A 23,156-nucleotide genomic window follows, 5' to 3' on the forward strand; every position below is an offset into this window, starting at 1 on the left:
TCAATTTCTCCAACTGCCGATTGCTGCGTGAAGATCAGGGATAGCATCGGCCGAATCACGGACGGTTCGCGTCAAAAGGGCTGCCGATGCCAGGAAGGCGGACAAGCCGTCAGAAGTATTGCCCACTGCGATGTGCGGGTTCTGTTCAAGGTATCCGGTATGGAATTGTCCGCCGAGAAATGCTTCGTCGGCGAGAATGCGGGCGAGAAAGCCGGCATTCGTCTCGCAGCCGAGAAGCACCAGTTCCTGAACCGCCCGATGGGCCTTTGTCACGGCATCCATGCGCGTCGGAGCATGAGATATAATCTTGGCGAGCATCGGATCGAATGCCGTCGTGATGTGCTGACCTTGCAGGATACCGCTGTCGATGCGCACGCCGTGCGGGTACTCCAGAAGCAGTACCTTGCCGGTCGTCGGAACGTATCCGCGCTCGGGAGCTTCTGCATACAGCCTGACTTCGATCGCGTGTCCGTCCGAGACTATGGCCGATTGCGAGAAGTCGAGTTCTCGGCCCGCGGCCGCATAGATCTGTTGGGCAACAAGATCTATGCCGGTGGCCATCTCCGTCACAGGGTGCTCAACTTGCAGGCGGGTGTTCATCTCCAGAAAATAAAACTCACCTCGGCCGAAAATGAACTCGACGGTCCCTGCGTTCTGGTAGTTCGCGGCGCGGGCGATGCCGACCGCGGTTTCGCAGATCCGCTCCCGCAATTCTGGTGACAGCGCTGGAGAGGGCGATTCCTCGATGATTTTTTGGAAGCGACGCTGGACAGAACATTCGCGCTCGAACAAATGCACCACGTTTCCGAAGGCGTCGCCAAGCACCTGAACCTCGATGTGCCGTGGGTCTTCGACATATCGCTCGACGTAGAGCCGGCCATCGCCGAAGTATCGCCGGCCCTCGCTCCGCGACAGGTCAATAGCGTCTTCCAGGGTATCGAGATCGCGCACGATCCGCATGCCCTTGCCGCCACCGCCTGCCGACGGTTTGACCAGCAGGGGCGCGCCGATAGCCCGCGCTTTGGAAACAAACGTCGCCGGATCATCCTCCTCAATCGCAGAGGGGGCGACCGGAAATCCGTTCCGCTGCACGAAGTTGCGGGCCCGGATCTTATCGCCCATGAGTTCTATGGTCTCGGGAGTGGGTCCGATGAACGCCATTCCGGCCTGTATCACCGCCCTGGCGAACTGCGCATTTTCGGAGAGAAAGCCGTAACCCGGATGTAGCGCGCCGGCGTTCGCCTTGCGGGCCGCGGCGATGATCTGCGCGATATCCAGGTAGGCCGCGATCGGCGTGCGAGCGCTGACCTCAATCGCTACGTCGGCCATGGCGATGGCGGGAGTTTGCGCATCGACCTCGTGATAGACGATTGCGGAACGAAGTCCCAGCTTGCGTAATGTCTTGATAATTCGGACGGCGATCTCGCCCCTATTGGCGATCAGAACCGTATCGAAGGGGAGTGTGTGCATTCGCCGTTCCGAATCAATGCGTGAAATCAGATAGTCCATTGGTTGCGAGAGCGGGTCGTTCGTCCCGAACGCCCGTGCCGGCGAGCAGTCTCCGTCAGGCGTGGCTCTGGAGGAGCTCCCCGAACCGAAGGCGCCCGGAGATACGGGCTGCCCTGTCGCACTTCATCGGGAGTCAGCTTTTCCTTTGGTCGTGTCTCGCGTTGACATCACGTAGCGGCATTGGTGGCTCAGGCTCGCCTGCTTGGCCCTGAGACACGCAGTGATGGCGGCCCGATCCGGTATCTGGCTGCTGCATAGGCGGAAGACGTCCTCCATGCAGGCCTCTTTCTCATCCGCGGTCGGTGCCTGATCTCGCGCACTCACGCATCCGAAACCTAGAAAGGTTGCTGTAAGACCAGCAACAATCCCAATCGCACAGCGATTGGCCTTGGGGCGCGAAGACCCATGCGTTCGTCGTTGTTGATTCACGATATCCTCTTTGGATGGTGGTGTCTGCGGTAGCGGTTTCCTACGCGAGGCGCACTGTGACCTGACTACCGATAACAGGCCGAAGTCATTGAAGGTCTCGACCGTCGCGATCTTTCTGCGGGCTTACCGCGGTGGTGGCTCGGTTGTTGGTCGCTGCTCGGCCACGGCCGCGATTGAAGCGGAATCAGATCCGCTGGAGTTGCAGCAAGGCTCGCTGCGCAATTGATAGGGCGACCTTCCGATGTGTGCTCTTGGTTGTACCATGGCTTTGATGTGTAGCTTTTATCGTCACACGCCGGTCGCTACCGGAAATCGTCGGCGATCCGATGAGATCATCGACCGGAACGCAAAGTGAGACTTGCGGTCCCGATGGGAGACGGTCGCGACGGCGGAGAAGCGAAGGCGATTAGCGCTGGTTGCCCGCGAGGCGCCACAGGGATGGCTCGCGATTAAGCGGAGCGCCCTGAAGCAGGAGTGAACGCTCGATCGAGGGCCAATGCAGTCGGCAGTTCATGATTGACGTCGTCCAACGTCGCTCAGCATGCTTGAGAATGGTGATTGAGCTTTCAGGTGTGAGACATTCGCAATTCTCATTGGCTGTCATGAATCGTCTGGATTGTCCGGGGTGGCTCCCAATTGTCCTTGATCGTACAATCTGACGCTACGTGCGATTCAAGCCCATTCGCGATGGTCGTGCGAATATATTCGCACTTACATATGTTCGAGATGAACCTCGCACAAAGCGAGGGCGGAAGGTCACAAGCGGAATTGCGCGGCTCGCTCTCGCTCGACTGGATGGCTGAGCGATGGTGCGCGATACGCACGATAGTGCTGGCATGGCGGCTCGGCGTAAGCGATAGAGGATCTCGTGGCTTGTAGGCGTGCGATCCGGCTCATTTGCGCATGGCCGCTCACAGGTCTGTTGCTGATCGCCGGACGTGAACAACGATCCGAACGAATGCGCGTCGAATCAGCCACTCTCGTTTTGCGAGCAACCGCGCACCGCCTTGCTGGTGAGCACACGGATCGACCGTCACAACGCTGCAAGAGCGTGCAAAGCTCGGACGTCATTTCGACAATTCGTGTTGCGAGGGAAGTCGCTTACGTAATCGTACGGAGCCCACATGTCGCATTACTTTGATCCGAAGACTGCATCTTGGTCGACATGAATCCGAAGAGTAAACTCTACGATCCCGACCATTGGCGAGGCCGTGCGCGAGCAACGCGAACCAAGGCCGAATCGTTGGCGAATGGCAGGCCCCGAGACAAACTCCTCAGGGTTGCCGAAGAATACGAGAAGCTGGCCCGGCGTGCCCAAGAATGGCAAGCGCGCAGAAACGACGACGAGCCAGATCCCGGTCAGGAGTTCTGATGCTTCGCTGCGTCTGGGCTAAGTGAGAGTTGGGCGGGCCGACGCTCGGTCGGAGCCCTTTGGGAAGGCCAGCCGGCCTTGTTCGATATCGGGTTTGCGCACATGCGAGCGTGGCAGGTCGAATTCGCAAAGCCGAGAAGGGGAGCGAGCTTGATCTATTCCAGTGACAAGCGAGGCAGTTGCGCCGGAACCAAGTGCTTGGACGCTTCTTTGCAAACGAGAAGGTCGACTTGATGGTGCGGTCAAGCGATCTGCCGAATGGTTCGGCACAGCATTTGCAAAAGCAAATATGGACATCGCGATGGCCGTGCGCCGGGAAGCGCCACGATGGTTCACTGCCTCGCCGATGCCCTGAACGGCTCGACGCACATTGATCTCCTGCAATGTGCGCCGGGTCGGCTCAGCTTGCCCGAGCCAGCTCATCGCGCGCTCCCAAGCATCCCATCGGTGGGACGCATCTTCCCCACAGGTCGCCACGCGCTTGTTCGGTCGACAGCCCCACGCGCATGGATCCGTGGGCTCCGACGACAGGCTTGCATGTGCGCTGGCTTACGAGATTCGGTGTCTTGTTCCGGTCAAAAGAACACGGCAAAAGCCCAGGCGATGGCCCAGCAGATCAAAATCCAGAGTAGCGCGTTGAGTAGGAGCGCCGCAAGCGGCCAGAAGTTCCAGACTGTCCGGGCTTGCGAAGCGCTGAGGTCCGATGCGCGGTTGTCGTGTTTGATCACGGAATGTCTTGATACGCGCCAGTGTGTCATCCGTACGCTTTCTTACCCTGCCGTCGTCACGAGCCATGGCTTGGCTTATGGTCGAATAAGGTCACTCAAGGCCATACCTCGTTCCGATGCCTGGGATCAGGGTCGTGAGGACGAGGTCATGCGGTGGGCCTTGGTTCCTGCATCTTCATCTGAGCAATCGCCATGCCACGAGTGAAACGTGCCGAGCGTCGCTATAAATGAGAAACGAGCGTGTTCGCCGCGGGGCGGCGGAATGATTTAGCTGCGCAATCGTCGCATTCGCTACGACGACGTCTTAAACACAACGCGATGCGTGAGAACTGGGTGACTCCTCCCGAACAGTCCGCGGCTCTTTCGCTTGAAATGCGCATGCGCATCATGGTCTCCAGCGATGATCTCCTTTTCATAGCGGCTGCGCGACAGACAGTTCGATTGTCGGATCCGTGCGCATGGAATTAACTTTGTTCCGCGAGGGAATCATCCAGGAGCTCACGAGCAGCAGCGGCGTCGGGCGGTTCTGGGTCGGTGAACGAACAACCCATGCGCCCCGGCAAGGGCGCCGAATGAGGATCGCGGTCTGGCGCTGCGTTCTGGCCAGAGCTGAACGGGGCGCATCACGCGGGACGATATCGGTTGGCACGACTTGACTTCCAACGAGCTCGCGATGGGCGCGCTAAGGAGAGAATCGGTGTCTGCACGATGGTGAGGGGCAGCGCGAAAGCGGATACCGTTGGCGTGGGCGCAGGTGGAATGCCCAAGCGCGTCGTAGACCTGCGAAGCGGCTGGCCTGACGTTGTCGGAGGCTCCGACGGCTCGCGCTGCGCCCCGCGTTCAGGCTTTGGATTGGTTCCATGTCGTCCGAATGCCAGCATCTTGTCGCAATCCTCCCGGGATTGGCTCCCGGCTTGCGCGCGAGGTTTGCGAATGCGCCCCAGCACGGCGGAATTGGACGGGCGTGGCTCATCAGTGAGCCAGAGCGCGCCAGCCGCAGCCGAAGTTGAAATGGTCCGGATGTACCTGCGCTACCGGACGTCGTTGTGGCCGGCTCAAGATGCTCGCAGCAAGAGATGCTCGGCCCGCAGTGGGCGATCGCTGGGAAGCCAAGCCCACGCCAAAAAGTGACCCTGGCGATCACACACGCGCCAGCGTCTTGCGATCAGCTGACCAGTCCAGATTTGGACAGCCCTTTGATCAATCGCAGGCCTTAGCTACACGGCTCGTCTGCATGCGAAGCAATTTGGCTGACGGATCGGTCAATGCGACGACCACGGCTGAGGGTGTGCATACGCGTCAGCCTGCCGAACATGCGCGGCTCGCGTTGCGAGTATCTTTCGTCCAGAATGCTAGCTGGCTTTCCCTGAAATCGATTCCAACTGTGTTCAGAACACCCTTGCACGAAATATGGGAGCGGTCGGCTGCTCCGGTGCTGGCCCGAATCCTGCACCATCGTCTGCGCGTCAGAGAAGACGGCTGCGGCAATGGAACGGGAGTCGCGTTTGAGCCTCGATCTGCCAATGGACGATGCGGTTGCCGGTCAAATGCCGACTTCGCAGGCCGCCCATGCGCATGCTGGAGTGAACACCGAAGAGCCTTGCGCTCATCAAAGCATCCCGCAGCGCTGGCCTCACTGCCGGAAAGCCACTTTCGAAACTCCGTTGACACATCGTGATCGGCATATCGCGTCGCTTCGACGGCGCGCGATGTCGGTCGAATGGCGGAGCCAATCATCGGCCAGCACCAGTGGTCGCCGAGGTCATGGAGCGACCCGCGGCCGCCGCGTTACGGGCACCGATCGACAATGCCCGGATTTGGCTCCAGGCGCGGGGCGGTATCCAGCTGACGTCCTGGACGGCCTTAGCCCAAAGCTGAAAGACGCTATTCCGTCCCTGGTTGCCGACGCTGATTCTGCTCCGGGAAAAAAGCTTTCAGGTACTGAAGGCGACCTCGGAATCGGTCGTCGACAAGACTGCAGCCCACGGCTGGGGTGCCCGCCTATGGCCCGCTCACGCCAAGGCCGCTCATGCCAAGGCTGACGGTTGTTGCTCTTCTGAGGCGGGTCGTCACAATATGCTCGATGAACTGGATTTGCGAATCTTCACGCTGCATCCGCAACGCGAGGCCGCCCTCGGTGAAGTGCATGCCCGGCCTTTCATGCGCCTCGTTTCACCATTCACCGTGGTCCACTTTGCTCTCCTAGCGCAGGGCGAGGTGGCCGCTAGCGATCGTCGCCGCTTTCTTGAGTTCTGCCGGCAGAATAACCTTCCCGTGCCCGAGCTATCGGCGAAACATCATGAGATAGGGATCGGACCTATTGTGCTGCGTTGGGAGCAGCATTCGGAATTTGCGACATTCACCTTGATCTGGAGTACCGCGAACAGTCCGACCGCTCACCAATTCGACCCAGCCGGAGGTACGGTCCAGTCGCTGATGCGCGCGCTGCGGCAGGATGGACAGCTGCTGGTCGCGATCAAGTTGGAGGCGGAGCGCGACGCGTTTCCGACTAAACGTGCGGAACAGATGTTTGACAAGAATAGCCTGGCTATGGTCCGTATAAGGGGCGGTGCAGCCGTGGTGGCCTCGGACTTTCGTGTAGACGACAAGGGCTTCACCAAAATCCGCATTTGCGATCTCGGACTGACGCCGCACGACCTCGGCGCGCTGGTGCAACGGCTCCTGGAAATCGAGACCTATCGTCCGCTGGCACTGCTTGGCCTGTCGGCCGCCCTTGAGCTGTCGCCGACAGTCGATCGCATCGATAAACGTCTTGTTGAAGTGCTCGAAGAAATGCAAGGCGCGGAGGGATTGAAGCTCAACAGCCATCTGCTTGCGGAATTGACGGGTCTGGCCTCATCTTTCGAGCGAAGCGCAACCGGCAGCCTGTTTCGATTCGGCGCCAGCAGGGCCTATAACGAGCTGGTCCAATCGCGTCTGTCCATCATCGAAGGCAACGAGGTTACGGGTTATCCGACCTGGTCGTCGTTTCTGGCGCGCCGCATGGCGCCTGCGATGCGAACCTGCGCAACGGTGGAGGATCGTCAGGCGACATTGTCGATCAAGCTGGCCCGTGCTGCCGATTTGTTGCGCACCCGTGTCGATGTTGAAATCGAACGACAAAATCGTGACCTGTTGCGCGCCATCAATGATCGCACCAAGCAACAATTGCGGTTGCAATGCACGGTAGAGGGATTATCGGTTGCGGCGATCGGATACTATGTCGTCAGCCTGTTTAGCTACCTTGCCAAGGGCGCGCACGATGTCGGACTTCGTGTCGAGCCGTCGTACTTGACCGCGGTCTTCGTGCCGATCGCCGTCGGCGTGATCTGGCTGGTGAGTTACAATATCCGAAAGCGTCACCTCAAGCATGAGGACGTGCCTTCCGGCGCCGGCGACTAAACGTCCTTGTGTCGGATGTAGCAATTGAAAGCAGGCGGCGAACAGCGATCATTTCCGTTGTCGGAGCCCTGGCGCCTGGAGTTGCGCGACAGCCGCAGGCCTCAACCCATGCCTCGTTGCTGATCGGCGAGTTCTGTTGCGCTCTCAGGTCAGCGGCCATCAGGCGTCACGTGGCCAGAATCGCTGTTCACTTTGTTCGGCGAGCCCAACCGCAGTCGGACTATCGGACGATTGCGGAATAAACGATGTCCTGGACCTGCTCACGGTAATACGTCCGGATTTCTCCGGGAGCTGCCGTTCCCACGACGACGACGAGACGTTCCTTGGGATCACAGAAGAATTGCGTACCGTACGCGCCTGCCCAGGTGAACTCGCCTGGATTACCTGGCACTGCCGACAGACCCTCATTCGTCCGGACCGCCACTCCGAGCCCGAACCCGAAGCCAGCACGATGTGGCTCCACATGAGCGACGTTATTCTTGATCTCCGGCCCAAGATGATTGGAGATCATGTGATGCACCGTCCTGGGACCGAGAGTGCGCCGTCCCTCGAGTTCCCCGCCGTTTAGCAGCATTTGTGCAAAGCGCACGTAGTCACCGACCGTCGAAAATGCGCAGGCTCCCCCGCAATCGAACTTCGTTGGCGTGTCGAGCAGCTCAATCGCCTGTGGCTTGCCGGTCAGCGGATCGTGCGGAAATGGACGCGCGAGACGTTCACGTTGCCGCGCGGAAGGGTGAAACGTGGCATCGTGCATCCCGATCGGATCCCACAGGGCCTTCGTAAGGTACTCCCCCAATCGCTGTTCAGTGACCAGCTCGACGACGGCGCCCAGCACATCGATCGAGCAGCCGTATTCGAATTCCGTCCCCGGTTGGTGCGCCAGTGGAAGCCTGGTAATGCTGTCGATGAAAGCCTCTTTATCGCCTCTGATCGCTGGAGTTGCAAAATCCGGATAGAGGCGCGCGACCTGGTTCGAGCTGTCCGGCCGCCCACCATAGGCGAGGCCTGACGTGTGGCGATAGAGATCATGAATGCGGATCGGCGAGGCCTGCGATTTGAACTCCAGCGATTCGTCAAACCGCGGAACGCCCACTTTCATGTTAGCGAATGTCGGATAGTAGTCCGTAAGCTTGGCCTGCAGGGGCAGGCGGCCTTGTTCCATGAGCGTAAGCCCGGCAACCGCCACCATCGGCTTGGTCATGGAGGCAAGTGCGAACACTGCATTGAGCGGCATGGGCGTGCCTTTTGCCGGATCGAGCTGCCCGTACGCCTTGTAGTGAACCAGCTTGCCGTCTCTGGCGATGGCGACCACCGCCCCTGGCACGCGCTGGTCCGCGATCTCGCGCGCGAAGAACTCATCCAGCCTGGTGAGCCGCTGCTGCGAAACTCCGACGTCATCGGCCTTGACCTCAGGTAGAGGCGCGGCCTGCCCCGAATTGAGGCCGATTACCGCTGCCGCCGCGCCGATGATAAGCTCCTTCATGGGCATCTCCCTCACAGGATGGATGGATCTTTCGTCGTGCAACCTGTCCCTCGTGTTTGCATGATCCGATCACATTGTTGATAGCCCGGTTGTTCGCCTTAAAAACGTGCGGCCATCCGGCCCTGCGCAGAGCGCGGCCTTTACACGACGAGCCGCGTCGCATCCGCGGCGCCGTCCCTACCTGCCTTGATCCGACCGCAGGCCGGCATCTTGAGCGATGTCTGCCTTGACCATCTTTGCGCAAATGGTCCGAACATCGAACAAGCGGTCGTGGATTGATGGATGCGCGAAAGACCCCGTCTGTCGATGTTTGGCCTCGCCATCGATTGCGGAGATCGGCGCCGAAACGCTCCAGCTTCGAGGATGAATCCGGACCTTGGTGGGTCGCGGCCGAGCCGGTCTGAAGATCGCAGCCTGGCCGCCGGCTGCCACATTGAGCCCCATCAAGCCGAGATGCTGCTGCCTCGGCTGCTAGGGGCGATCCGATCCGGCGTGGGGCACCTGTCCTCAACTGCCCCTCTTTCCACAGTATTTGTCGATCACGCCTAGGCTGAGGAGCACTGCAAAGGCGAACAGCACCATGCCGCCGGCGACCCAGCTTGCTTCCTGCCAACGCGACGCTTGAACATATTCCAAAACATAGGCCGACACCACTTTGGTGCGCCCAGGAATGTTGCCGCCGATCATCATCACGACGCCAAACGTCCCGATCGTATGAGCAAAGCCTAGCACAGCTGCCTTGAGACATTCCGGCCGAGCCAACGGCAGGGCGACTGCGAAGAACGAATACATCGCAGAGGCGCGGCGAGCCGCCGCATCTTCCAGCGGGCGGTCACCCATTGCGACGAAGGCGTTTCGGATTGGCTGCACCACAAGCGGTAGCGCGGAGAAAACCGAGCCGACCACGACACCAACAAAGGTGAAGGCGAGCGTGTGCTCGCCCCACAGAGAGGCCAGAAAGCCCCCTGGACCGTTCGGACCGAGCAGGATAAGCACGCAGAATCCGAGGACGGTCGGTGGCAGAACCAGCGGAAGCGCAACAATCGTCGCGATCGCGCTGGCCAAAGCGCCTTTCGAGCGCGCCAACCACCACGCGAGCGGCGTGCCGAAAATCAAGAGAATTGCGGTCGTTATGCCCGCAAGCTCGATTGTCAGCGCGACCGACTGCCAGATCTCGGTCGAAAAGGCATCCATCCACGCTACCCCAAGGTTGACGGCAGCAAGCCGGGTCGCGCTACGACCGCCTGGACATCAAGCTCGCTGGCAAAAACGGCAAGGATGCCCATCGCCGTCGTAGCAGCGTCACTGAGCAAGGACGCGGCACCCATCCAGCTCGGATCACTAAACTGCTCTGCTTCCGTCCGGTGCGTGCTTTCGCTGCTTGGTCGTAACGGAGCGGCGGGGCCAACATCGGCGCCTGCGATCTCCACACGTCGACGAAGCTCAGTGGTGGCTGCCAGCGCAAAGAGCGTCTGCCGCTCCGCATCAGGTGTTGCGAACGCATTCATCGTCTGCATCTTGCCTGCGCCGTCATATCTCACGGCGCGGTCGCGGATACTCAATGTTGTGACAGCTGTCATGACCACTGTCCTGGCACCATCCATGACGTCGGAAATCGAACGCGACGGGCAGAGGTCGCCAAGCGTAGGCATGAAATGGACCTTCGCAGCCGTATGGGTGTTCTCGATGAGCTGGATCGGGCGGACGTCGCCAGGCGAGAGCGACACCTGAAATGCCACGGCGTTGGTGAATTCTCTGTAAGATCTCTCGCTGGAGCGCACGTTCAAGGCGATCCTTGGGCCGGTTTGCCTGCTTCGACGACCCTGCGGGCGCGTTGGCCAACACAGGAAGGTTCGGGACGACCGGTATATTGATGTCCGACGCGTCCGCGCTTCCAAGCAGGAGAGGAATCAGAACCGAATTGACAAGCATCAGTTGGGCGAGCCTCATCGAAATCTCCTGAGACAGCGTCGCCTCTAGCGCTGGGCCGCGGCGACTCATTGCTCCCCATCCAGCAATCGCCGTGCCGCTCGCGAAGCACGGCGCGTTCCGTGCCAAACGAGCACGAAACGGGGATAGATGCCCGCGCTACTCTGGAATGGACAGAACCCCGTTGTCAGGTTTCCGGCCTGCTTTGTCCTCAAACAGACGCCGATGGTAGGACGACCCCAAGTGATGCCGCTCAAGTTCGAGCATCAAGCGCAGGATCTGGACGTCGCCCCCGTGGCGGCCGCCGCGTTGCGGCTTCGGCGTGCCAGACAACCCCGGGCTCGCGGCCGATCAAGGTCGCTTGACGATCTGGCCCTCGGCGCGCCGTCAGTTTGGAGACAGTGCCAGCGAACCATCGTCGCCCTTGGCTTGCTCGCTCGGCTTGAAACTGACGTGGCGATGGCAGTCCGTCAGATACTGGAAAGCATGTGGTCTTATTCTGCAAAGCGCATCTGACAGGCTGATGCAGATCTATGGCGGGAGCTCGCCGCCGGCATGGGACATTAAAGAGGGGCGGCATCGGCGCACGTGACCGTCCACCCCGCGAATGCAGACGCTTTATCAGGCTTTCGAGCCGAACTTCGCTCATGCGGCCACATAGATGACGCATTGGCCTGTTTCAGGCTCGCCGAGGAGCGAGGGCCTAAGAATGATCGAGTACTACGGCGACAAGCGCGCATCTGACCGAGGCGGCAACGCTTGTGGAAGCCACAACCATGTGAGGGCGCCACACGGCTCGCTGGCCATGACGGAAAGTCCTGACGAAACATGCTCGATAGCATTGTATTGCGCACGCCAGTCGACGCATCGGTGATGAAGGAGACCATTTGTCAGCGGCGCAAGTCCTGTGCTGCTCATTTATTCCGCCCGCCGCCGCGACAATGCGCTATCTGCGTTCGATCAGGCCGCTCGCAATGATCGCCTCGTAGCGGAGGCTGGTCGAGACGATCACCGGTCAAGCTGTCACGGGTTCGTAGGCCTGCCCTTCGGGCGCTGTTCCGTCACGTTCAGCCGGTCCGGGTCAGTCGCGCGTCTTGCGGCCCGGATTGCGGTCGGCTCGCAAGACGGATCGTACGTGGGCAAGAGCGAGGAAAACCAAATCTGGGGCTGGCAAAGTCTTCCGGATCCCTGTCGCGCCGGGTTCTGTGAGAGCCGCTTTGCCATTAGGCGGTGATGAATCGGGAAAGCGCCATTCCGGCGCGCCGGCAAGACCGCTTGATCGAATTCTTCGAAGAGGGTCCTGAGCTTTCAAAAATGGGTAGTGGAGGGATGAATGATGACCGGCATCTGCGCCTTGCTTCGCAGATTGTTCGTGCAGCCGCTCACGCAGGCTGACCGGAATGTTGCATTGAAAACTCAGCTCGCGCCGATCAATGGGACGCGGGACAACGTAATCCACGTGGATTTCAAAAGGATCCGCGAAGCGAAGGAGGGGGCATGCGATCACGGATCATAGAAAAGCTGGAGGCTGGCCGTATACGATCCGGCCGATTCGCCAGTGTTCCGGGATCAGGTCCCTGCGGCCTGTTCTTGGTCCAAGGGCCTTGCGGCTGTGAACTCAAGATCAGCGGACTGGTTCGCCCAGGCTGGGAGCATGTCTCCGCGTCGACGGCGCGGCGCTGCCCGAACTGGGAAGAGATGTGCTTTGTCAAGGATCTGTTCTGGGATGAAGAGGAATGCGTGATGCAGCTGCATCCGCCTCATTCGCAATATGTGAATAACAGCCGCTATTGCCTGCATCTGTGGAAGCCGACATATTGGGATATTCCGATGCCACCGCCAAGCTTTGTAGGCATTGTCGGACTTGGACCGTCGGACTCTGCAACGTTGTTTGCGCAGATGACGGCGACATCGTGACTTGATCGATGATGTCGGTAACTGGTCAATGACGTCGAGCTCCCAACGCTTGCCGATAACCGGCCCGTCCGCGCCAAGCTCGCAGCGCTCGCCACTCTTATTTCGAGCGTCGGCGCGGCGATCACGACCTTCGTCGTCCCAGTCAGTTCGCTGGCGGCGAACATCTCGCGATAACGCCATCGCTCACTCCACACTTGACGTCCGTTGCTCGGAAGAGGCAAACACCACATGCATGCCACTCGAACTATAGCACAAGAGGTCGAAGCATGATCGGGAATGAGCGATGAGGCAGTTGCTGCGCCCAGTATTGCACTCGCCCTTACGACCGCAAGGCGAGAGGCTGCAATGCGCCACTGGCCCGAGCAGCAAAGCAATGCCGCCGATCTCTCTTGGCCCGCAAGCCAGGAGAGCGGCTCCGCTCGTTCTTTGGCGCCAGGGCCGTCGGGTGTGACGGCAGGAAGGACATAAGAGGATGCATATCGAACCGGGACTCGTAACGGGCACGAAGCTCGTGCTGGGCTACGCGACGGGCATGGCCGTAGGCGGGGTCGCGCTCAAGCTCGCGGTCGAAACCGTTCGTGAAAAGGGCATCGCGTCGTTTCTGGTGCGGACGGGCGTGGCGACTGCGCTCGTCTTCACGTTTTTTGAGATCTTGCCGCATTATCCGGTCGGGGTGTCCGAAGTGCACTTCATCCTCGGCTCGACACTGTTCTTGTTGTTCGGTGCAGCGCCAGCTGCGCTCGGATTGGCGCTCGGCCTTCTGGTGCAAGGCCTGTGCTTCGTGCCGACCGACCTACCGCAATATGGCATGAACGTAACCACACTTTTGGTCCCGCTGCTCGCGATTCAGGCGCTTGCCCAGCGTATCATTTCCCGCAACACCGCTTATGTCGACCTCCGATACTCGCAAACGCTGGCGCTATCGACCGCATATCAGTCGGGTATCGTGGCGTGGGTGGCCTTCTGGGCCCTGTATGGCGCCGGATTTGGCGCGGCGAACCTTTCCAACATCGTAACTTTCGCCGCATCCTATGCGATCGTCATTGTCATCGAGCCGTTCGCCGACCTTGCGGTGTTGGCGACAGCCAAGGCAGTGCGTGATCTGACCGCCGATGCGCTGGTGACGACCCGCCTCCACAACTCTGGCTAGCGATGATCGGCGGGACGGGATGTGCCGCCATTCAAGGGATGTGGCTCTGTTCCCGATTGTGTATCGGTTGCGGGAATACCGGGAAGCTGACGCTCGCCGCGGCTCGCACGGAATAGCAAACCGTCGACATTTCGTGGAGCTATAGGAGGAATGGGCCGGACTGCGCGTGAGGGCAGCTTCTCTCTTGCTCGTCGTCGATCATCGGGCAGACTGGGCGCCCACCGGCGTGGGAGCTCCTATGGCGGCGAGGAATTTGGTTCGCCACCCTCAGGCCTCCGACGCGACGGGTTGCAGCGAAGTCGGCGTCAAATCCAGTCGGCAAGCGGTGACTTCGCTATCCTGCAGTCGCTCAGCCTCGCCTTCAAGCGACTCTCTCTCGGTTATCTGGTGCCGGCGTTCATCCATCACGCTGGATTGACACCCAGCCTGCGCAGTTATGCGTGCCTGCCAGCGCGGCGCAAGCGGCGGCAACTGTGAAGAAGTGGCCCATCGCGGACGGGCGTCTGGCCTGATCGTCCCGCTGGAAGACCGGCCCAAAAAGCCCGGCCGCCAGCTACAGCGACCGGGCGAAGGCAAATACGAATTTCATGAACGCTCCAATCATATGGCAGTCCATTCGGGACGGACATCCCCTGCCAATGCGGGGCCGCACCCGGTGGGCCTGCCGGCTTACAATGAAAATTGGTATCCTCCGGGTTCGATAATTCTCGCGCCAACGTTGCGGAACGGGCCAGAGCACGCCGAACTCAACTTGGACGAATGTCACGCCGAGACATCGTCAATCGTGAGTGATGCGGTGGAATCAGCCGGATCCGTTGTGAGCGCCGCCAGATAGCGAGCGAAGAGTGAGATCGTTCGGGTGTGCGACTCGAGGGCGCTCTTGCCGCTGCGGCCTCCAAGCCAATCGTTAAACAGTCGTTTGCGGCTAGCGCCAAGGTCGGCGTTTTCGACGAGGGTATCGCGTGCTGAATAGACCCTCTCCCGCAAAGCGGATCGGCCGAGGAAGCCGCCATTCCGGCAAAGCATAATATGCGCCTCCTTGGCGGACCGCGGACCACCGTCTCTGTCCGAATGCATCCGCTGAAAAACTCTAGCCTCGATCGCAGCGAACGGACCGATGTTCAAGCGGATAGCCTCCGAGGTGTACCGCCCATTCTTGTTGTAGACATTGGTAGGCAGCTGGCGCCAATTGCGAAGTGATACGCTGGTCTGCAGGAGGTCGAGCCGGAAAAGGCAAACGGTTTCGCGGCTTCCACTACGGCGTGCGGCTCCAGCTGAGACGAGGTCAGTCTCGCCCCAGAACGTCGGAGTGGGGGACAGTCCAGGAATTGGTGCCTCGCCCCGAAGCCTGCGCACCGCGTCCGGGCCGATCTGCCGGACCTGGTCGGCCGCCGTCGCCCGGTGGATATCCAATTCGATCGCGAGGCCCCCAAAGTTATCCTCGTTGTGAGCCAGCATGCCGGAAAGAACGTCGATGTAGTGATAGCCGGAATGACAAAGCATTCCGTAGCCGTACCGGTAGGGATGGTCTTCGCGGCAGAGTATCTCCTCCTCGGTGTTCCATACCCCCGCGTGATGCTCGATACCAATATACGTGACCGGGGTACCGAGCTTGCGAGAAGCGTGGCGCGCATACCATCCAATCAGTTCGTAGACGGCATTGTAACGGCGAGGCGTCATTACGGCGCAACGCCCGCCTGTGCGCCTGCAGATCTCCTTCAGCTCCGTGATTGCATCAACGATGCGGTTGGCTGCAGGGCGCCCACACGAAGTCATGGGAAGTATGACGGGCTTATCGACCAGACAATCGAGGCCAAGTCCGAGAGCCGCTCGGAGGTAGCCTAGATGAGCCTTTGGTTCCGTTGAGATGATTACTTTCGTGGCTGGAGTTGCTCTGGCTTTGAGAACGTCCTCCCCATCACGGGAGTACCAGATTCCGTATCGGCGCAGATCGGGGACGTATGAGACGCTCGCCGGCTTGCATGCGCGACTCCGAAAGAAGGCATTCACGCCATCTCTGGCGCTCTCAAGCTCAACGACATGAAAGTCCGACGCCAGCCTGCCGGCGACGGCATTCTCGATCAGAGGAATGTACTTCGCCCGGGCGTAGGGACCAAGCCCAACGAGTATGAGATCCCCTTTCATTCGTCTATCGTCCTCTCTTCTTTATCATGGATCGGAACTTCAGGTTCGATGTCAGCAGACAGCCGGCCCCAGCGGTGAGCGTCCAGCGGCTTGCGGCCCCCAATCGTTCAATCAAGAAAGTGCTCGCTGCTTGGCATTGTTCGCAGCCGGCGTCGGCAACAGGCGCTGCCGCCGGCGTCTGCTGGTGGTTGGGGCCGACGAAGGTCCGGCAAGCGGCCGTCGGACGGATTTTGGTGATCGGTTGCTGTTGAGGCCGGACCGCCAGCCGTCAATGGCGCCGGCCACGAAGATGCCGCGTCAACGAGCATCCGTGATCGGAGTGTGAAGCGATGGGATAGACCTGCAGGTTCTCCGGTTTCTTCGATCACGCCCAGCGGTGCGTCTTCGTTGTCGATAGAAAGACCTGCAGCGACGCCAGTCTGATCTCGAAGGAGCCGAGACACGCGCAATGAAGAAGGTGGGAGAAAGATGCATCAATTCATATCTGGCGAGCGATGGTTGAATGTGGTGTCGAGGCAGATGACTTCACCTCGATCTTCTTGGTCTCGAACAAGAAGCAGGATTTGGGCCATTGCAAATGTTGAGAAATACCGACATTCCTTGTGCGGCAAATGTCGCGCAGCAGACAGCTTGGCGGACTGCAGACACCGGATGGCTTGCCTGCAGCGAGCAGCACGCGGACGCCTTGGCAGTCCAAGCCAATCGTCGAATCTCGTCAAGTATTGACGTCATCAGCCTTTTGCTTGCAGTAAAGGAGATCCGCATCATCATTCCGCCGAGAGTATCGAGCGCGCCGGCGTGCAGAAAGCTCTTCTTGCAGAGATTCGAGATCATCTGATGTGCTCGAGACGCGATCCTTCGCTGCCACCGTTTTCGGTTCTTGGAGCGTTGACCCTCCGGTGGGCAGTAGATCGCCAGGCTCGCGTGCGAGTGGCACCATCGATGCTAGCGACGCCCTGAACCATCGCCAGTTTCGGGATATCTACAATATACGTTGATATACGTTGTGCGTGGAGAGCTGCCGTGTAATTGCGCTTTTCGGACAAGGTATCAATGGACCTCCACGCCGATGGGAAAAGAGCCCATGTCTTCCGCAGAAGTGCACCGGCACATTATTTCGCTTCTCCAGAAGCCAAACCCGGTCATCCTGGATATCGGTTGCAACGACGGCACCGATACGAAACATTTTCTCAAGCTGTGCCCGCAGGCGCAGCTCTATTGCTTTGAGCCGGACCCTCGAGCGATCGCTCGTTTCAAGAACAACCTGGGACCGTGCCTCGACAAGGTGAGGCTGTTTGAGGTCGCGATCAGCGATCGAAATGGATCGATCGAATTCCACCCAAGCAATGGGGAGGGAGAGGCGAAGGAATGGGATCTCTCGGGCTCGATACGCCGGCCCAAAAACCATCTCACCGAGTACGGGTGGGTCCGGTTTGACAAGCCATTCTCGGTTGAAACGCGACGGCTGGACGACTGGTGTAGCGAAGCGAAGCTGGACAAGATCGATTTCATTTGGATGGACGTGCAGGGAGCAGAGTCCGATGTGATCGCGGGCGGCAGAAAGGCCTTCAGCAATACGCGCTTTATTTATACAGAATACAGCGACCGGGAGCTCTACGAAGGGCAGCTATCCTTGCAGGCCATTCTTGAGCTGTTGCCTTCGTTCGAAGTGGCAACCCATTATCCGGGCGCGGTAGAAGGCGATGTGCTGCTCAAGAACACGCGATTTTAGAACGATCGCCGCTTTTGGGCACGACAGGCGTGCCATCCAATGTTCGCATCGTGGCCGACCGTGAACCACAGGGTACTCGTTTTGTGATATCGACCCTGCCAGCTTCTATGCGGCACGTTGCGAAGAGGAGCGAGATGGTGCACGATTGGTTTTGATGGCGCATCCTCGCTTCAATCCCGACCGTCGCGCTTGAATGGTTGCAATCGGCGCAATCTTCAGTCCTAACGGTACTTGGCAGTCAGCACGACCCATCTTCGTCCAGCATCAGACCCGCCATGCTCCTGTCGAGCGATCTCGCGCGCGACTATTGATTCCCGGCGCCGCCTGCGACCCTGCATCGATCAACGGCATCGACCGTCTTTGCCTCGCCTCAGGCGCGGCAAAGGATCTACAGGCCAACGAGGTGAAATTCGTCGCGCCGGATCTACGCGATCGTCCCAGACGGCCGGGTTTCCCCGTCGGTTGATCTGGTTTCAGATATTACAATATGACGCCACGTGCGATTCAAGACCCTTGAACTGGCGGTCGCTCGAATATTTCAAGGCGGCCGCTTCTCACAGGCGAGAGCTCATCCGCGCACTATGTCCGAGGCGTACGCTCGCGCCGTCTTCGGATGGGCTTGTTCCGCATAAGCAGTTGAGGCACATTGCGCTCCATACTTTTTGAGTGACGTCCCATGTGTCGGCCTGCTTCAGAAGCTCGCCTATTTCTCGTTGCCCTGTAGTGGTCCATGAATCTTCAGGTGACCATTTTGAAGCTGCTTGTTAGCTATCCGAATGGCCTCGCCAAGCTCGACGATCTCAAGCGCGACATTGCCATTCTGGCCACGAGCGGCCAAGATTGGTCCGAGCGCACCAAGCGCCTCGCTGCCAGGGTACCTGATCTGAGTATATTTTCCATGAGGCTTGTCGAACGCTACTCGTTCGGATGGCACATCACGGAGAAGGGGCGTGGCGTGCTGGAATACATGGAGAGCCACGAGCGGCCGTCAGTCGTCGACACAAACACTCCAGAGCCCGAATGTGCCCTTGGTAAAATCCCGCCGATGAGGGGTAAGGCATCTCGGCGAGCTCGTGGAAGATCGCGGCAACGGCGCAGTCCACGCGCCCACATCGCCTGAATATTCGATACGCGGTCGATCAATTCTATCTCCGCGGCCGTGCGTCAGAACGTCATGGTTTCCTGGTGGTGATCAAGCCTATGGAGCGAGCCGATGGGTTCCGCCGAAAGAGCGCGTTCAGGAGCTCAATTTGTCCTGCCTGGCTCAAGAAGGTTCCGTGTTTGCCCGAGGTTCGGCAAAAGCCGTCGGTATCGACTGACGTTGCGGCCCGGGCCGAGCACGATCGGCGAGAAACCGTCCTCGGAATCGTCAATGACCAGATGATTGCGGCGTCCATGTCGTGGACGCAACGCGGGCGCTGGTTGGACGATTGGCGCAGAGCGAACGGCCTCAGCAGGAGCCGATGTACCTCGATAATCCGGCGAGGCGGATTTCGTCCTATATAATACGGCCCGCATCATGGGAGAATTCGAGCAGTTCACCAGCACTCTCTCTGGAACCAGGACATCGAGGGTCAAAATGATGGTCGTGTTGGATCGCGTAAAGGCCGGCTTTGCTGTTCCAGAGGAGACGCCATCCGACCACTGAGCGAATGCTGACATGTCGCGATCTTGCCAATCGCTGCCTTTGCGTCTTATTGCCTACATCTGCGCGACCGTTTTCTATAAGCCGATCGTGAAAGTCCTGGGTCGTCCTTCGTTGGTGACGGCGTGTTTTCGTCAATAATCCTCATTTTGATCTGAGGTGCTTTTATTCGGCCATGGACAGTCTTGCCTCGAGGTCCGCACTGATCTCGCGCTGGCCTGCAAGGGCACCAACGCTGGTACGATCCGGACGGCGCCGAAACTCGTCGGCCGCCCAGCGCCGAGCAGCGAGGTATGGCAGGCGCTGGTTTCGTCTAGGACGAGGACAAATTCCCGTAGTCTGCCAAATTTGACAGTGACAATGGCGGGTGTCTCAAGCGTCGCCCGATCTGCCTGGCATGCTTGACAGTTGCCGACGCTTTCGCAGATATGGCGGCCTCTCGCAAAATAGAGTGGATACCCGCGTCGATGATCAAGTCCGAGCTCGTTCAGCGCATCAGCGACCGCAGCCCGCATCTTTATCAGCGTGACGTCGAGAAAATCGTAAGCGCAATCCTGGACGAGATCGTCGACGCACTCGTGCGCGGCGACCGGGTCGAGTTGCGTGGCTTCGGAGTATTTTCGGTCAAGCAACGCCGGGCTCGCACGGGCCGCGACCCACGAACAGGGCGGAACGTTCACATTGACCAGAAGCGCCTTCCGTCCTTCAAGGCCGGCAAGGAAATGCGCGAGCGCCTGAAGCGCGAGATGCAATGCGAGACGGTATCCTCACCATCCGACAAGCAGCTCGACAGATGTATTTGGCCAAAAGAAACCGCGTGACCACAGGGCAACTGATCTTCGCCCGCAATCACCACAAGGCTGTCTTTTGTTTCGTCTATGCGCAATGCGGCCGTACTCGCCATGCGGCCGGCGCGGACTCAAATTGAAGCGTTTTTCTACCTGACCCATGACCGTCACCGCTGAAATCGGATGGTTAGGTTGACGACGGTGAGCGGTCAAACCACGACCGTCGACAGCGGACATTCTCTGCGGCCCTTGATATGAGGCCGGCTGCGCCGATCAGCGCGGCAATGATCCATTTCGACCGAGGGGTGAGCCATTCGAAGCTCGTGACGATCGCGCAGAAAGAAGGGCGCTTATGCGACGTCGTCCAGGACAGTCTACGTGCCTCATGCGCCTCGACGAACCCAGACATGCATATGCACGCAGTTGTGTCCGCTGTCCTGGCTGTAGGCTGCACGTGCAACGCGACGTTCTCAGCTTCCCTCGGACAACGACGGCATCAAAGTCCTTGCCGGCTTTGGGCCCCGTGGAGCGCGGTGGTTCGCCTTCACGGCGCGTGTAAAACAATCAGGACGTCCGGCTAAATGAAGGCAAGGACGAGCAGGCTCGAACAGAGCAGCGCGAAGCTGGTCGCAGTCAGTGCGAGAAGGCTGCCGGAGACAAGGTCATGATTGCGCATCAATCACCCTCGATTGCACAATTAGACAAGCCAGGAGCGGTAGTTCCAATGCCCACTTTGATATAAAACCGATAACTGATTCCGGATGCACTATTCCTGCTTCTTCGAGGACATCATGCATCTTCGCTGCGCCATTGGACTGAAGTTCGTTGAACTTTGGCGCAGGCAGGCTCTTTGAGAGCCTTCCGAAAAAGGCAGGATCTGATGCGGCGATTGTCGAGTGTTGATCGGCACGCCAGGCGAAGCTGAGACCAATGACCCGATCGCGGGCCGATGGCCAGCCTTTGAACTCGCTGTGGAACCTGCGGGAAAATCGGTGTTCGGTTGTTTAGTGTCCCAGACGGTTCAACTCTCAGCAAGCTGGTCCACCCGATCGGCCGGGGCGGCCGGCTATTGGTGCCTTTGCCGAGCTTGCGGCCGTATTATCGCGGGTCCCAGTTCGGGCGTGTCGTCCTTCCAACGGACTGAGCCGAACGGCCTCTCCAACATGCGGCGGACGCGTACCGGGGCAGGGCCGAGATGGAAGCGAATGGCCCGCTGCTCCAATTCACGTTCCCACTGGGTCGAGCGGTTGCGCCAGCGCAAGTAGTCGAACCAGGTCGGGCAGTGATAGCGCTCGGTCCACAATTCGGGATCGGCAATGTCGCGCGCGATCGACCAGCCATAGGCCCCGTTGCGCTGGCGTGACAGTTGCACGTCCTGCATCACATTATGAAACGCTCGCGCATTCTCCTGTGCAACCCGATACTCGATCTCGACGACGAGCGGTCCGCTACGCCCGGTCAAGGCGAGACGTACCTCGGGATCGCCGACAAGCGCGGCTTCTTCTCCTCTCGCGCCGACGCGGGGCATGGGCAGCCAACGGCCGATCAGTGGAGAGGCCAGCATCAAGGCGGCCGACACCATGAGCGCAGTTTCGACCCCTGCCGCGTCGGTTAGATGACCCCAACCCCAGCTGCCGACGGCAATTCCGCCTGAGCTCGCCGCCTGATAGGCTGCGAGCGAGCGTCCGGCCACCCAGCGCGGTGCCGACAACTGCACCCCAATGTTGAACACGGTCCACGCCATCATCCAGACGGCCCCGGCCAGGACCAGTGCCGCCGCGGTCAACACAGCTTCGCGGCTGAGCGCGACCGCGGCGATCGCCGCGCCCATCGTCAGCGCGCAGGCGCGGATTGCGGCCTCGCCGCTCATCCGCTTGCGGATCTCGGTGATGTTCAGTGCGCCGACCACCGCGCCCAGGCCAAAGGCGCCGAGCATGATGCCGTAGGTCTGAGCGTCACCATGCAAGAGGTCGCGCGCCACCAGCGGCATCAGCGCGGTGACTGCGCCGCCGACGACGCCGGTCACCAAAGTGCGGACGAGCACAATCTTGATCGATGGCGAATTGCTGATGTAGCGCACACCGGACACTATCGCGCGGCTGAACCCTTCAGGCGGCAGGCGTGAGGGCGCGCTGCTGCGTTTCCAAAGGAACAAGGCGATTACCAGCGGCAGATAGAGCAACGTGTTAAGCGCGAATGCGGCCACTGCGCCCGCAGTCGCCACCACGACGCCGCCGATCGCCGGACCTACGCTGCGCGCGATATTGTAGCTGATGCCGTTCAGCGCGACTGCCGCAGGCAGCTGCGCTTCCAACGGCACTTGTTCGCCAACCGACGATTGCCAAGCCGGTCCCATCAGCGCCATGCCGCTGCCGACGATGAAGCAAAGCATGAGCAAGAGGTTCGGTGTGGCTAGACTAAGCCAGGCGACCACGGTGAGGGCGGTTGCGCCGGCGCACGCGATGCCAAGCGAGATCAGTGCGACGATGCGACGGTCATACATATCGGCGATCGCGCCGGCTGGTAACGAAATCAGCATCACCGGCAGCAACAGTGCGGTCTGCACCAATGCGACCTTGTCGGCCGAGGACGTCATCTGCGTCATTGCCCAAGCCGCACCAACACCTTGAATCAGGATGCCGAGATTCGAGAGGAGGCTCGCAAGCCAGATGCGCCGGAAGGTCGCGTGCCGAAGCGGCGCCGTGATGCCGTCGGCAGCGCTACGCATCTGGACTTTGGCTCGATCGATCATATCGGTTCGTGATGATCTACCATGATTCGAGTCGGGTGCGGATCACAAGGATGTTCCCGGCGCGATGCCGCGCTCAAAAGTCTGGCATGCGTGAAGCGCTGCGTCGATCGCCTGTGACGCAGACGATGATAATGGCGGCGTGCGAAGCGGCACCCTTACCGGCGTGATATCTGCA

Annotated in this window: 14 protein-coding genes; 7 read left to right on the top strand and 7 right to left on the bottom strand. The window is 59.8% G+C overall.

Annotation, left to right across the window (positions count from 1 at the left end; genetic code table 11):
- Positions 1-1,509 (bottom strand): acetyl/propionyl/methylcrotonyl-CoA carboxylase subunit alpha, encoded by a 1,509-nt coding sequence (locus tag P6U25_RS10995; RefSeq protein WP_407151247.1) that lies wholly within the window; start codon positions 1,507-1,509, stop codon positions 1-3.
- 517 nt (positions 1,510-2,026) lie between these two features.
- Between P6U25_RS10995 and P6U25_RS11000 the strand changes: the two genes are divergently transcribed.
- Positions 2,027-2,164, top strand: coding sequence for a hypothetical protein (locus P6U25_RS11000; RefSeq protein WP_280973065.1), 138 nt, complete (start codon positions 2,027-2,029; stop codon positions 2,162-2,164).
- Between the two features lie 3,950 nt (positions 2,165-6,114).
- The gene (locus P6U25_RS11005; protein WP_407152492.1) at positions 6,115-7,440 is read left to right on the top strand and encodes a DUF3422 family protein; all 1,326 of its coding nucleotides are present in this window, start codon (positions 6,115-6,117) and stop codon (positions 7,438-7,440) included.
- A 220-nt stretch (positions 7,441-7,660) separates the two neighbouring features.
- Here P6U25_RS11005 and P6U25_RS11010 read toward each other — a convergent pair whose 3' ends face one another.
- From P6U25_RS11010 to P6U25_RS11025, 4 genes are all read right to left on the bottom strand, one after another.
- Positions 7,661-8,923 (bottom strand): serine hydrolase domain-containing protein, encoded by a 1,263-nt coding sequence (locus tag P6U25_RS11010; protein WP_407151248.1) that lies wholly within the window; start codon positions 8,921-8,923, stop codon positions 7,661-7,663.
- 507 nt (positions 8,924-9,430) lie between these two features.
- Positions 9,431-10,117 (bottom strand): molybdate ABC transporter permease subunit, encoded by a 687-nt coding sequence (gene modB / locus P6U25_RS11015; RefSeq protein WP_280973061.1) that lies wholly within the window; start codon positions 10,115-10,117, stop codon positions 9,431-9,433.
- A 5-nt stretch (positions 10,118-10,122) separates the two neighbouring features.
- The gene (locus P6U25_RS11020; RefSeq protein ID WP_407151249.1) at positions 10,123-10,710 is read right to left on the bottom strand and encodes a hypothetical protein; all 588 of its coding nucleotides are present in this window, start codon (positions 10,708-10,710) and stop codon (positions 10,123-10,125) included.
- A 1,223-nt stretch (positions 10,711-11,933) separates the two neighbouring features.
- Positions 11,934-12,311, bottom strand: coding sequence for a hypothetical protein (locus P6U25_RS11025; RefSeq protein WP_407151250.1), 378 nt, complete (start codon positions 12,309-12,311; stop codon positions 11,934-11,936).
- 38 nt (positions 12,312-12,349) lie between these two features.
- On the opposite strand from P6U25_RS11025, the gene P6U25_RS11030 reads away from it, so the two are divergent.
- Both P6U25_RS11030 and P6U25_RS11035 read left to right on the top strand, forming a co-directional pair.
- On the top strand, positions 12,350-12,769 hold the full coding sequence (locus P6U25_RS11030) for a hypothetical protein (protein WP_407151251.1): 420 nt from the start codon (positions 12,350-12,352) through the stop codon (positions 12,767-12,769).
- A 472-nt stretch (positions 12,770-13,241) separates the two neighbouring features.
- Positions 13,242-13,919: an energy-coupling factor ABC transporter permease gene (locus P6U25_RS11035; RefSeq protein WP_280973057.1), complete on the top strand. Its 678-nt coding sequence runs from the start codon at positions 13,242-13,244 to the stop codon at positions 13,917-13,919.
- Between the two features lie 762 nt (positions 13,920-14,681).
- Here the strand turns inward: P6U25_RS11035 and P6U25_RS11040 are convergent.
- A complete protein-coding gene (locus P6U25_RS11040; protein WP_407151252.1) occupies positions 14,682-15,599 on the bottom strand; it encodes a hypothetical protein in 918 nt (305 codons plus the stop codon).
- A 1,549-nt stretch (positions 15,600-17,148) separates the two neighbouring features.
- Between P6U25_RS11040 and P6U25_RS11045 the strand changes: the two genes are divergently transcribed.
- The 3 genes from P6U25_RS11045 (at position 17,149) to P6U25_RS11055 (ending at position 20,262) form a co-directional block, all read left to right on the top strand.
- Positions 17,149-17,796, top strand: a complete 648-nt coding sequence (locus P6U25_RS11045) for an FkbM family methyltransferase (RefSeq protein WP_280973055.1) — start codon at positions 17,149-17,151, stop codon at positions 17,794-17,796.
- Positions 17,797-18,526: 730 nt separating this feature from the next.
- Positions 18,527-18,916 (top strand): hypothetical protein, encoded by a 390-nt coding sequence (locus tag P6U25_RS11050; RefSeq protein WP_280973054.1) that lies wholly within the window; start codon positions 18,527-18,529, stop codon positions 18,914-18,916.
- Positions 18,917-19,908: 992 nt separating this feature from the next.
- Positions 19,909-20,262 carry an integration host factor subunit beta gene (locus P6U25_RS11055; RefSeq protein WP_280973053.1) on the top strand — a complete coding sequence of 118 codons (354 nt, stop codon included), beginning with the start codon at positions 19,909-19,911 and terminating at the stop codon, positions 20,260-20,262.
- A gap of 1,033 nt (positions 20,263-21,295) precedes the next feature.
- Here P6U25_RS11055 and P6U25_RS11060 read toward each other — a convergent pair.
- Entirely contained in the window at positions 21,296-22,957 is a 1,662-nt protein-coding gene (locus tag P6U25_RS11060) for an MFS transporter (protein ID WP_407151253.1), read from the bottom strand.
- Positions 22,958-23,156: the final 199 nt, after the last annotated feature.

Origin of the sequence: Bradyrhizobium sp. ORS 86 (genome assembly GCF_045571475.1) — a bacterium.
Classification (GTDB): Bacteria; Pseudomonadota; Alphaproteobacteria; order Rhizobiales; family Xanthobacteraceae; genus Bradyrhizobium.

Excerpts from the sequence above, each read along its gene's own strand:
- P6U25_RS10995 (WP_407151247.1), bottom strand. The coding sequence starts at position 1,509 with ATGGACTATCTGATTTCACGCATTGATTCGGAACGGCGAATGCACACA.
- P6U25_RS11005 (WP_407152492.1), top strand. The coding sequence starts at position 6,115 with ATGCTCGATGAACTGGATTTGCGAATCTTCACGCTGCATCCGCAACGC.
- P6U25_RS11010 (WP_407151248.1), bottom strand. The coding sequence starts at position 8,923 with ATGAAGGAGCTTATCATCGGCGCGGCGGCAGCGGTAATCGGCCTCAAT.
- modB (WP_280973061.1), bottom strand. The coding sequence starts at position 10,117 with ATGGATGCCTTTTCGACCGAGATCTGGCAGTCGGTCGCGCTGACAATC.
- P6U25_RS11030 (WP_407151251.1), top strand. The coding sequence starts at position 12,350 with ATGCGATCACGGATCATAGAAAAGCTGGAGGCTGGCCGTATACGATCC.
- P6U25_RS11035 (WP_280973057.1), top strand. The coding sequence starts at position 13,242 with ATGCATATCGAACCGGGACTCGTAACGGGCACGAAGCTCGTGCTGGGC.
- P6U25_RS11040 (WP_407151252.1), bottom strand. The coding sequence starts at position 15,599 with ATGACGCCTCGCCGTTACAATGCCGTCTACGAACTGATTGGATGGTAT.
- P6U25_RS11045 (WP_280973055.1), top strand. The coding sequence starts at position 17,149 with ATGTCTTCCGCAGAAGTGCACCGGCACATTATTTCGCTTCTCCAGAAG.
- P6U25_RS11050 (WP_280973054.1), top strand. The coding sequence starts at position 18,527 with ATGAATCTTCAGGTGACCATTTTGAAGCTGCTTGTTAGCTATCCGAAT.
- P6U25_RS11055 (WP_280973053.1), top strand. The coding sequence starts at position 19,909 with ATGATCAAGTCCGAGCTCGTTCAGCGCATCAGCGACCGCAGCCCGCAT.
- P6U25_RS11060 (WP_407151253.1), bottom strand. The coding sequence starts at position 22,957 with ATGCGTAGCGCTGCCGACGGCATCACGGCGCCGCTTCGGCACGCGACC.